This window comes from Streptomyces thermoalcalitolerans (assembly GCF_039525155.1).
GTDB lineage: Bacteria > Actinomycetota > Actinomycetes > Streptomycetales > Streptomycetaceae > Streptomyces > Streptomyces thermovulgaris.
In genome coordinates this window covers 22272-31911 of the sequence record NZ_BAAAHG010000065.1, presented here as the reverse complement: position 1 = coordinate 31911, position 9640 = coordinate 22272, and the positions used below count along the sequence as shown (strand labels likewise).

10 protein-coding genes and 1 riboswitch are annotated in these 9640 nt (G+C 72.3%); of the genes, 7 read left to right on the top strand and 3 right to left on the bottom strand.

What is annotated here, in order from left to right; translation table 11 throughout:
- Positions 1-164: 164 nt before the first annotated feature.
- Positions 165-788, bottom strand: coding sequence for a DedA family protein (locus ABD224_RS26005; RefSeq protein ID WP_344054111.1), 624 nt, complete (start codon positions 786-788; stop codon positions 165-167).
- A 193-nt stretch (positions 789-981) separates the two neighbouring features.
- On the opposite strand from ABD224_RS26005, the gene ABD224_RS26000 reads away from it, so the two are divergent.
- Both ABD224_RS26000 and ABD224_RS25995 read left to right on the top strand, forming a co-directional pair.
- Positions 982-1707, top strand: coding sequence for a lysophospholipid acyltransferase family protein (locus ABD224_RS26000; RefSeq protein ID WP_344054109.1), 726 nt, complete (start codon positions 982-984; stop codon positions 1705-1707).
- Positions 1708-2329: 622 nt separating this feature from the next.
- Positions 2330-2544, top strand: a riboswitch (cyclic di-AMP (ydaO/yuaA leader).
- A gap of 2 nt (positions 2545-2546) precedes the next feature.
- A complete protein-coding gene (locus tag ABD224_RS25995; protein WP_344054107.1) occupies positions 2547-3020 on the top strand; it encodes a C40 family peptidase in 474 nt (157 codons plus the stop codon).
- 61 nt (positions 3021-3081) lie between these two features.
- Here ABD224_RS25995 and ABD224_RS25990 read toward each other — a convergent pair whose 3' ends face one another.
- The gene (locus ABD224_RS25990; RefSeq protein WP_344054105.1) at positions 3082-3540 is read right to left on the bottom strand and encodes an ATP-binding protein; all 459 of its coding nucleotides are present in this window, start codon (positions 3538-3540) and stop codon (positions 3082-3084) included.
- Positions 3541-3763: 223 nt separating this feature from the next.
- On the opposite strand from ABD224_RS25990, the gene ABD224_RS25985 reads away from it, so the two are divergent.
- Together ABD224_RS25985 and ABD224_RS25980 are read left to right on the top strand one after the other, a co-directional pair.
- Complete coding sequence (locus ABD224_RS25985) at positions 3764-4624, top strand: helix-turn-helix domain-containing protein (RefSeq protein WP_344054103.1); 861 nt, start codon at positions 3764-3766, stop codon at positions 4622-4624.
- Positions 4625-4658: 34 nt separating this feature from the next.
- Positions 4659-4889, top strand: a complete 231-nt coding sequence (locus ABD224_RS25980; RefSeq protein WP_344054101.1) for a DUF397 domain-containing protein — start codon at positions 4659-4661, stop codon at positions 4887-4889.
- Between the two features lie 100 nt (positions 4890-4989).
- On the opposite strand, the gene ABD224_RS25975 is transcribed toward ABD224_RS25980, so the two are convergent.
- A complete protein-coding gene (locus ABD224_RS25975) occupies positions 4990-6117 on the bottom strand; it encodes an 8-amino-7-oxononanoate synthase (RefSeq protein ID WP_344054099.1) in 1128 nt (375 codons plus the stop codon).
- A 169-nt stretch (positions 6118-6286) separates the two neighbouring features.
- On the opposite strand from ABD224_RS25975, the gene bioB reads away from it, so the two are divergent.
- From bioB to bioD, 3 genes are read left to right on the top strand one after another with little or no spacing between them, the layout of a single operon-like run.
- Positions 6287-7423 (top strand): biotin synthase BioB, encoded by a 1137-nt coding sequence (gene bioB / locus ABD224_RS25970; protein WP_344054097.1) that lies wholly within the window; start codon positions 6287-6289, stop codon positions 7421-7423.
- Positions 7416-8705 carry an adenosylmethionine--8-amino-7-oxononanoate transaminase gene (locus ABD224_RS25965; protein ID WP_344054095.1) on the top strand — a complete coding sequence of 430 codons (1290 nt, stop codon included), beginning with the start codon at positions 7416-7418 and terminating at the stop codon, positions 8703-8705. The genes bioB and ABD224_RS25965 overlap by 8 nt, the downstream gene beginning before the upstream one ends.
- Position 8706: 1 nt before the next feature.
- Complete coding sequence (gene bioD, locus ABD224_RS25960; RefSeq protein ID WP_344054093.1) at positions 8707-9435, top strand: dethiobiotin synthase; 729 nt, start codon at positions 8707-8709, stop codon at positions 9433-9435.
- Positions 9436-9640 lie beyond the last annotated feature (205 nt).

Here is a 9640-nt window from a genome sequence, read left to right as displayed (position 1 = left end):
GGCGACCGCGCGTGCCCGGCCGCCCGGCCCTTGCCGGGGCGGATCCTCCACCGGTCGGCGGGACCGGTGGCCGCGGGGACCGGCGCGAGGGAGAGCCTGGTGCGGACGAGGACCGCACGCACCGGCCTCTGGACACCCGGGGCGGCTCCCCAAGCGCCGCGGCATCAGTCCTCGCGGTGCCCGCGCCGCAGCAGATGGCGGGCGATCAGGGCGGCGGCCAGGAGGCCGAGCGCCACGAACACGGCGATCTGGTAGCGGCGGATCTCGTCGTAGACCGCGCCGATGCGCATGCCCGCGAAGTAGGCCAGGGTCACCCACACGCCCACCCACAGCGCGGCGCCCAGTGCGTTGAAGGCGAGGAAGCGGGGCCAGCGCATGCCCGTGGTGCCGGCGATGATGCCGTTGGCCTGGCGCAGGCCCTCGACGAACCGGGCCACGGTGACGATCTTGCCGCCGTGCCGGGAGAAGAACCGCTCGGCCGCCTCGAACCGCTTCGGCGGCAGAAAGACGTACCGGCCCCAGCGCCGGACGAACGCCCGTCCGCCGTACCGGCCGACGAGGTAGCCGATGTTGTCCCCGACGACCGCCGCGACGAACGCGGTCAGCCCCACGGTCACCACGTCGAGGCGGCCGGCCCCGGCGTACACCCCGGCCGCGATCAGGATCGCCTCGCCCGGGGCGGGAGCCCCGAAGTCCTCCACCAGGACCACACCGCCGACGGCCCAGTAGCCGTAGTCGCCCAGCAGGGGCGCCAGATGCGCCAGCGGACCCGGAAGCGGAGGGGCCATGGCCACCACCGTACGCCGCCGGGCGGCCGGCCTCCGGCAGGCGCGGCCCCGCGTCGCCCCCATGCGGCAAAACCCCCGCGGCACAGCAGTGCCCCGCCACGGTGGGCGCACTTACACTGGCCCCTCACGGCATCCGCCCTGATCTGCGGGAACACGGCGGTTGAGCGGTTCCGCCCCGATGAGGAGCATCCCCTTGTTCTACTTCCTGCTCAAACACGTCCTGCTGGGCCCGCTGCTCAAAGTGGTCTTCCGGCCCCGGATCGAGGGGCTGGAGCACGTGCCGGCGTCCGGCCCGGCCATCATCGCGGGCAACCATCTGTCGTTCTCGGACCACTTCCTGATGCCCGCGGTCCTCACACGGCGTATCACCTTCCTGGCGAAGGCCGAGTACTTCACGGGACCGGGCCTGAAGGGCCGGCTCACCGCCGCGTTCTTCCGCAGCGCCGGGCAGATCCCGGTCGACCGCTCCGGCAAGGAGGCCGGTCAGGCCGCGATCCGGGAGGGACTCGGAGTGCTGCGCAGGGGCGAGCTCCTCGGCATCTACCCGGAGGGCACCCGGTCGCCCGACGGCCGCCTGTACAAGGGCAAGGTGGGTGTCGCGGTCATGGCGCTCAAGGCCGGGGTGCCGGTCGTGCCGTGCGCGATGATCGGCACCTTCGAGGCCCAGCCGCCGGGCCGGATCGTCCCGCGCATCCGCCCGGTCGTGATCCGTTTCGGCACACCTCTGGACTTTTCCCGCCATGCCGGGATGGAACATGAGAAGACGGTTCTGCGCGCCGTCACGGACGAGATCATGTACGCCGTCATGGCGCTGTCGGGGCAGGAGTACGTCGACCGGTACGCGGCGGTGGTCAAGGCGGAGCAGGCCGAGGCGAGGGGCGGGAAGGAGCGCAGGTTCCCGCGCCCACCGCTCGACTGACCATCACGGCACCGCGCCCGCGGAAAGGGGCGGCCGTGGCGGCCTGCGCGGCGGCCCCGCCGGCCGGAACCCGGACCGCCGCCACCGTCGGCCGGGAAGAAGCAGACAAAGCAGACGAAGCGGAATTGAGAGGATGTCACCTCGATGCGGCCGGCCGCCGGTCCGCTCCTCCTCTCCTTCCGCCCCGGGACCCGTCCCCCTGGCGTCCACCGGTACACGAGGATCCCCCAGGCGCCGGTCACGAACGGCGGACCCGGTGTCAGCTCGTAGCTCCTCCACAGGAGTTGACGCATCAACAGAAGGCGCATCCCGCCGACGAGAACACTCCCTCTTGACGTGAGTCGGAACGGACCAAAAGACGTACCTCCTTTCAGGTAGGTTCGCCTCCTTCCCCGGAGCCCTTGCGGTTGCACGATCCGCCTCCCCGGACGGCGGAACGGGATGCTTCGCCGCTGGTCCGGGAGCCGCCGCGGGAGGGGGCAGCCACCCGGGCACGAGACTGTCCACCCGAACAGCCGAGTGGTGAGTAACAACACAAATCCCCGTTTCCATTGGGATTTTCGGACTTGTGTAGGCCAAGATCCCTGTCGGACGACAAGCCCCCGCCACCGCGGCGGGGCGGTCCGGGCGGACGCCGAATCCTGCCGCCGCCCGGATGACCGGTCGACACAAGTGGATCGGCAGGAGTGGAGGACCCAAGCACGACGGGTCGCCGGGACGGTCACGCCATGGCCGGCCCGAGCAGCCCTTGGGGTGAAGCCGCGGCGACGCGGCCGGGCAACTTCGCCAGCCCGAATCCGACAGGTCATCCTTCACAGGCGGCTGACGAAGGGTTGAGCATGACCACGTTCAATCGTGTCCCGTCGCTGATGGCCCGGGCCGGTACGGCCTCGGCCCTGACCCTGGCCGCCGTGGGCGGCTCGATCGTGGCTCCCGGCATGGCCTCCGAGGCCGCGGCCGCGACCCCCGGCATGAAGGCGCTCAAGGTCGCGGCGTCCAAGAAGGGCGCCCCCTACCAGTGGGGTGCCGCCGGGCCCCGGAGGTTCGACTGCTCCGGCCTCACGCTGTACTCGTTCAAGAAGGCGGGCAAGAAGCTGCCCCGCACGGCGGCCCAGCAGTACAACAGGACCCGTCACATCTCCGCGAAGAACCGCCAGGCCGGTGACCTGGTGTTCTTCCACTCGGGCTCGCACGTCTACCACGTCGGCATCTACGCCGGCGGCAACAAGATCTGGCACGCCCCGAAGACCGGGGACGTGGTGAAGCTGCAGAAGATCTGGACGAAGAACGTCTGGTACGGCCGGGTCCGCTGACCCGCCCGGGTGCGGTGACAGCGCCCCGAGGTGCCGTCACCGCACCCGCACGCCCCACGCGCTACGGCTCCTGCCGCCCCGTGGCCGTGACCGGCCGGGCCGGGACCGTCCACGGAAGCTCGATGCAGACCGTCTTGCCGCCCTCCCGGGTCGGCCGCACGGTCAGTCTGCCGCCGCGCTCGGCGGCGAACCATCGAATGATCGCCATGCCCCGGCCGTTGTCCTGCTGGACGGCGGCCGGCAGGCGTTTCGGGAACTTCGGGTGGCTGTCGGTCACCCCGATCCGCAGGCACTCGTCCCGTACGAGGACGAGGTCCACCGTGAAGGTGGGCGACTGCCCGCGGGTGTGCTGCACGGCGTTGGTGGCGAGCTCGGAGACGATGAGCCGGACGGTCTCGGCGGTGTCCGTGTCCGGCGGCAGACCCCATTCCTCGAGAGTGCTCACCACATAACCGCGGGCCGCGGAGACCGAGGCGGGATCGCTCGGCAGAATGACGGATGCTTCCAGATGGTCTGCCATGGCGGCGTCGGCCCTTTCCCAGGGGATCGCAGTCCGACACAAAGCGGACGGTTCGAGTACGGTCCCGGACTGGTGCTTCGCCGTCAGACTGCCATCACCGCACCGGTCTCACGCGGCGATCCACCAGATATGCATATATCTGTCGCTCGATGCGGTGAACTCTGCGCCAACCGCCCCTCCGGGGGCGGAGCATGTGGAGCGTTCAAGGAGTGAGGAGCAGTCCATGCAGCACGGTCCCGCGGTACGCCGCCGGAAACTGGGCGCCGAACTGCGCGCACTGCGCACCGGTGCGGGTCTCACCAGCGGCCAGGCGGCCCGGCTGGTGGGCTGGCACCAGTCGAAGGTCAGCCGGATCGAGACCGGCGCCAGCGGGGTGAAACCGTCCGATGTGCGGTTACTCCTGGACGCGTACGCCGTCCGGGACTCCCAACTGCGCGAGTTGCTGCTGGTGTTGGCGGGGATGGACGACGACGGCGGCCGGCACCACTGGTGGCACGCCTACCGCAGCGTACTGCCGCCGGCCTACCGGGACTTCATCAGCCTGGAGTCGCAGGCGAGCGTGATGCGCACCCTGGAGACCTCGGTCGTCCCCGGGCTGCTGCAGACCCCCGAATACGCGCGCGCCGTCACCCGGGCCGCTCTGGACGAGCTCGACGACGACCGGCTGGACGCGCTGGTGGAGGTGCGGCTGGCCCGTCAGGACGTGCTGCGCGCCCATCCGCCGCTGAAGCTGGACGTGGTGCTGGACGAGGCCGTGCTGCACCGGGAGGTCGGCGGACCCGCGGTGATGGCACGGCAGCTTAAACGGCTGACGGAAGCGGCACAGCTGCCCCATGTACGGCTCCAGGTGCTGCCGTTCGCGACCGGGGAGCACATCGGCGTCACCGGTCCTTTCGTCATCTTCTCGTTCTCGGACACCTCCGACCTGGACGTGGTCGTCATCGACCACCTGACGAGTAGCCTCCACCTCGAGCGGAAAGAAGACCTGGAGGCCTACTCCAGGGCCTTCGACACTCTCCGAAGCCGCGCTCTCCCGCCCGAGGAGTCGCTGGACTTCATCACCCGGATGCGCCGCGACACCTGACGGCGCGCCACCGCTCGTCACACAAGGAGGCACCATGTCCGCTCTGCCTCGGCACGTACCCTCCGGCACCGGCCTGCACGGCGTGCGCTGGCAGCGCAGCAGTCACAGCACCGGAGCCAACAACTGCGTCGAGACGGCCCGGCCGGCCACGGGACCCTGGGCCGGGCTGATCGCCGTGCGCGACTCCAAGGCCCCCGACGGACCGGCGCTGCTGTTCTCGCCCGGAAGCTGGGCGGCCTTCACGGCCACGGTGCACGGCCTCTGAGAAACGATTCCGGTCGATTCCGCTCAATTCGCTCGATTCCGGCCGGCTGTGGTCGGCTGCAGCCGACCCCGCATCCGGCGCACGGCCGTGTCACGCCGACTCACGGCCGCGTTTCACCGATCACCCGGACAGCACGTTCGATCTGCGCCCCGGAGAGGTCCGCGCGGGCGGTCAGCCGCAACCGTGAGATGCCGTCGGGCACGGAAGGAGGGCGGAAACAGCCCACGGCCAGTCCGGCCGCACGGCAGTCGGCCGCCCAGCGCACGGCCTCCTCCGGGGACGGCGCGCGCACCGAGACCACCGCGGCGTCGGGACGTACCGCGTGCAGGCCCGCGGCGGTCAGGCGTGCGTGGAGCTCGCCCGCCACCTCGCGTGCGCGTGCCGCCCGCTCCGGTTCGCGGCGCAGCAGCCTCAGCGCCGCCAGGGCCGCGCCCACGGCCGCGGGGGCGAGGCCGGTGTCGAAGATGAACGTCCGGGCCGCGTTGACCAGATGGTCGATCACCCGTGCGGGCCCCAGGACGGCTCCGCCCTGGCTGCCGAGCGACTTCGACAGCGTGACGGTGACGACCACGTCGTCGGCGCCCGCCAGCCCCGCCGCGTGCACGGCGCCGCGGCCGCCGTCCCCCAGCACGCCCAGCCCGTGGGCGTCGTCGACGACGAGACCGGCACCGTGCTCCCGGCAGGCCCCGGCGAGCTCTGCCAGCGGGGCGGCGTCGCCGTCGACCGAGAACACCGTGTCGGAGACGAGGACCGCCGGCCCCTCATGGGTGCCGAGCGCCTTGCGCACGGCCTCCGGGTCGGCGTGTCCGACGACCTGCGTGGTCCCCCGGGCCAGCCGGCAGCCGTCGATGAGCGAGGCGTGGTTGCCCGCGTCGGAGACGATGAGCGAGCCGTGCGGGGCGAGCGCGGTGACCGCGGCGAGGTTGGCGGCGTATCCGGAGGAGAAGACCAGCGCCGCCTCGAAACCGCAGAAGCCGGCCAGCTCGCGCTCCAGTTCGGCATGCAGTTCGGTGGTGCCCGTGACCAGCCGGGAGCCGGTCGCGCCGCCGCCCCAGGTGCGCGCCGCCTCCGCGGCCCCCGCCACGACCTCCGGGTGGCGGGCCAGCCCCAGGTAGTCGTTGCTCGCGAGGTCCAGCAGCGGCGCGTCGGCGGGGCGGGGCCGCAGCGTCCGTACGAGCCCGGCCCGCCGGCGCGCCCGGGCCTGCTCCTCGATCCAGTCGAACGCCATGGGTCCTCCGAGGTCTTCCGCGGGCCGTGCACAGACCCTATCGGGCGGTGAGAAACCCCGTGCGCGGGACCATCCGCTCAGGCTGTGGCAATACCCACACATCAACGCGCGGGGAGTTGTGCAGACTCTTCTTGGCCCAGGACGGACGCATAGGACAGGATCGGCTTCCATGGACCTGCTGAACACGCTGGTGGACAAGGGGCTCCGGCGCGAGCCGCCGACCCGGGAGGAAGCTCTGGCCGTGCTGGCCACCTCCGACGACGAGCTGCTCGACGTGGTGGCCGCGGCCGGGAAGGTGCGCCGTCACTGGTTCGGCCGGCGGGTGAAACTCAACTACCTCGTCAACCTCAAGTCGGGCCTGTGCCCCGAGGACTGCTCCTACTGTTCCCAGCGTCTCGGCTCCAAGGCCGGAATCCTCAAGTACACCTGGCTGAAGCCCGAGGAGGCCTCCAAGGTGGCGGCGGCCGGGCTGGCCGGCGGTGCCAAGCGGGTCTGTCTGGTGGCGAGCGGACGCGGTCCGACGGACCGTGACGTGGAGCGGGTGTCGGAGACCATCAGGGCGATCAAGGAGCAGCACGAGGGCGTCGAGGTGTGCGCCTGTCTCGGACTGCTCTCCGAGGGCCAGGCCGAGCGGCTGCGCAAGGCCGGGGCCGACGCCTACAACCACAACCTCAACACCTCCGAGACCATGTACGGCGACATCACCACCACCCACACCTACGCCGACCGGGTGGACACGGTGAACAAGGCGCACGCCGCCGGTCTGTCCGCCTGCTCCGGGCTCATCGCCGGAATGGGGGAGAGCGACGAGGACCTGGTCGACGTGGTCTTCGCGCTGCGCGAGCTGGACCCCGACTCCGTACCGGTGAACTTCCTGATCCCGTTCGAGGGAACGCCGCTCGCCAAGGAGTGGAACCTGACCCCGCAGCGCTGCCTGCGGATCCTGGCGATGGTGCGGTTCGTCCACCCGGACGTGGAGGTGCGGATCGCGGGCGGCCGCGAGGTGCATCTGCGCACTCTGCAGCCGCTCGCCCTGCACCTGGCCAACTCGATCTTCCTCGGCGACTATCTGACCAGCGAGGGCCAGGCCGGCAAGGCCGATCTGGAGATGATCGCGGACGCCGGGTTCGAGGTGGAGGGCGCGGACCAGGTGACGCTGCCGGAGCACCGGACCTCCGGTGGCTGCCACGAGGGCGGCGTGTGCGGGACCTCGGCGTCCCCCGTTCCTTCGGCGGCCGCACCGCGCACGGACCTCGTGGCCGTACGCCGCCGGGGCGCAGGAACGGACATCGCACCCAATGCCTGAGCCGTCCCCTCCGAGCGCGGCCGAGCTGCTGGAGCTCGACCGGCGGCATGTGTGGCACCCGTACGGACCCATGCCCGGCCGCCATGAACCGCTCGTCGTGGAGTCGGCGAGCGGGGTGCGGCTCAGGCTGGCGGACGGCTCGGGCGAGCTGGTCGACGGCATGTCGTCGTGGTGGGCGGCGATCCACGGCTACAACCACCCGGTGCTCAACGAGGCCGCCCGGGAGCAGCTGGCACGGATGAGCCATGTGATGTTCGGCGGGCTCACGCACGAGCCGGCCGTCCGGCTCGCCAAGCTCCTCGTCGACATCACGCCGGACGGTCTGGAGCATGTGTTCCTCGCCGACTCCGGTTCGGTGTCGGTCGAGGTCGCCCTCAAGATGTGCCTGCAGTACTGGCGTTCGCTCGGCCGTCCGGACAAGCGGCGGCTGCTGACCTGGCGGGGCGGCTACCACGGCGACACCTGGCACCCGATGTCCGTGTGCGACCCCGAGGGCGGGATGCACGAGCTGTGGACCGGTGTGCTGCCGCGCCAGGTGTTCGCGGACGCGCCGCCGGCCGAGTACGACGAGGCGTACGCGGATCACCTGCGGGAGATGGTCCGGCGGCACGCCGGCGAACTGGCCGCCGTGATCGTGGAACCGGTGGTGCAGGGCGCGGGCGGGATGCGCTTCCACTCCCCCGCCTATCTGCGGGTGCTGCGCGAGGTGTGCGACGCGCACGACGTGCTGCTGGTGTTCGACGAGATCGCGACCGGGTTCGGGCGCACCGGCGCGCTGTTCGCGGCGGAGCACGCCGGGGTGACGCCGGACGTGATGTGCCTGGGCAAGGCGCTGACCGGCGGCTATCTGACGATGGCGGCGACGCTGTGCACGGCGCGGGTGGCGGACGGGATCTCGCGGGGCGAGGTGCCGGTGCTGGCGCACGGGCCGACGTTCATGGGAAACCCTCTGGCCGCGGCCGTGGCGTGCGCGTCGGTCGAGCTGCTGCTCGGCCAGGACTGGCGCGCGGAGGTCAAGCGGATCGAGGCGGGCCTGCGGGAGGGGCTGGCCCCGGCGGCGGACCTGCCCGGCGTGCGGGACGTACGGGTCCTGGGCGCCATCGGCGTCGTCCAGCTCGACCATCCGGTGGACATGGCGGCGGCGACGCGGGCGGCCGTGCGCGAGGGCGTGTGGCTGCGGCCGTTCCGGGACCTGGTGTACACGATGCCGCCGTATGTCACCGGCGACGAGGACGTGGCGCGGATCGCGCGCGCGGTGTGCGCGGCGGCGCGGGAGGGCTGAGATGCCGGTACTGGTGGTCACGGGCACCGGGACGGGGGTCGGCAAGACGGTCGTGACGGCCGCCGTCGCCGCGGCGGCCGTCGCGGCGGGGCGGTCGGTGGCCGTGCTGAAGGCCGCGCAGACGGGCGTACGGCCGGACGAGCGCGGGGACGCCGAGGAGGCCGCGCGGCTGGCCGGTCCGGTGACGGCGCGTGAACTGGCCCGCTATCCCGAGCCGTTGGCGCCCGCCACGGCGGCCCTGCGGGCGGGTCGGGTGCCGGTGCGCCCGCACGAGGTGGCCGAGGCCGCCGCCAAGCTGGCCACCGAGCACGACCTGGTGCTGGTGGAGGGCGCGGGCGGGCTGCTGGTCCGCTTCGACGCGTCGGGCGGCACGCTGGCGGACGCGGCGCAGCTGCTTAAGGCCCCGGTCCTGCTGGTGGCCTCGGCCGGTCTGGGCACGCTGAACACGACGGAACTGACGGCCCGTGAGCTGCGGTCCCGCGGCCTGGATCTGCTCGGTGTGGTGATCGGCAGCTGGCCGGCCCGTCCGGACCTGGCCTCCCGCTGCAATGTCGCCGACCTCCCCCGCGTGGCCGCCGCCCCGCTTCTCGGCGCCCTTCCCGCCGGTGCCTCCGCCCTTCCCCCGTCCGGCTTCCGGACGGCGGCTCCCCACTGGCTGGCTCCCCGTCTGCACGGCAGCTGGGACGCGGAGGCCTTCACGGCGCGGGAGGCACCGCCGCCGTTCGCGTAGACGGCACCCGCCTGCCGTGCCGGGCGTCCGGCCCGCCGCGTCGTACGGCCGGTCGCGGCGGGTGGGCCCGGTCGGGCTCGGGCGCCCGGGCGTCCGGGCGGTCTCACGGCGGGCCGGAGCAGCACGCGGTACGGCGCAGAGGCAGCAAGCCGGAACGGCACGCGTGTGCGTGCCGGCGGGCCCGGCAGGGGACACTCTCCACAAG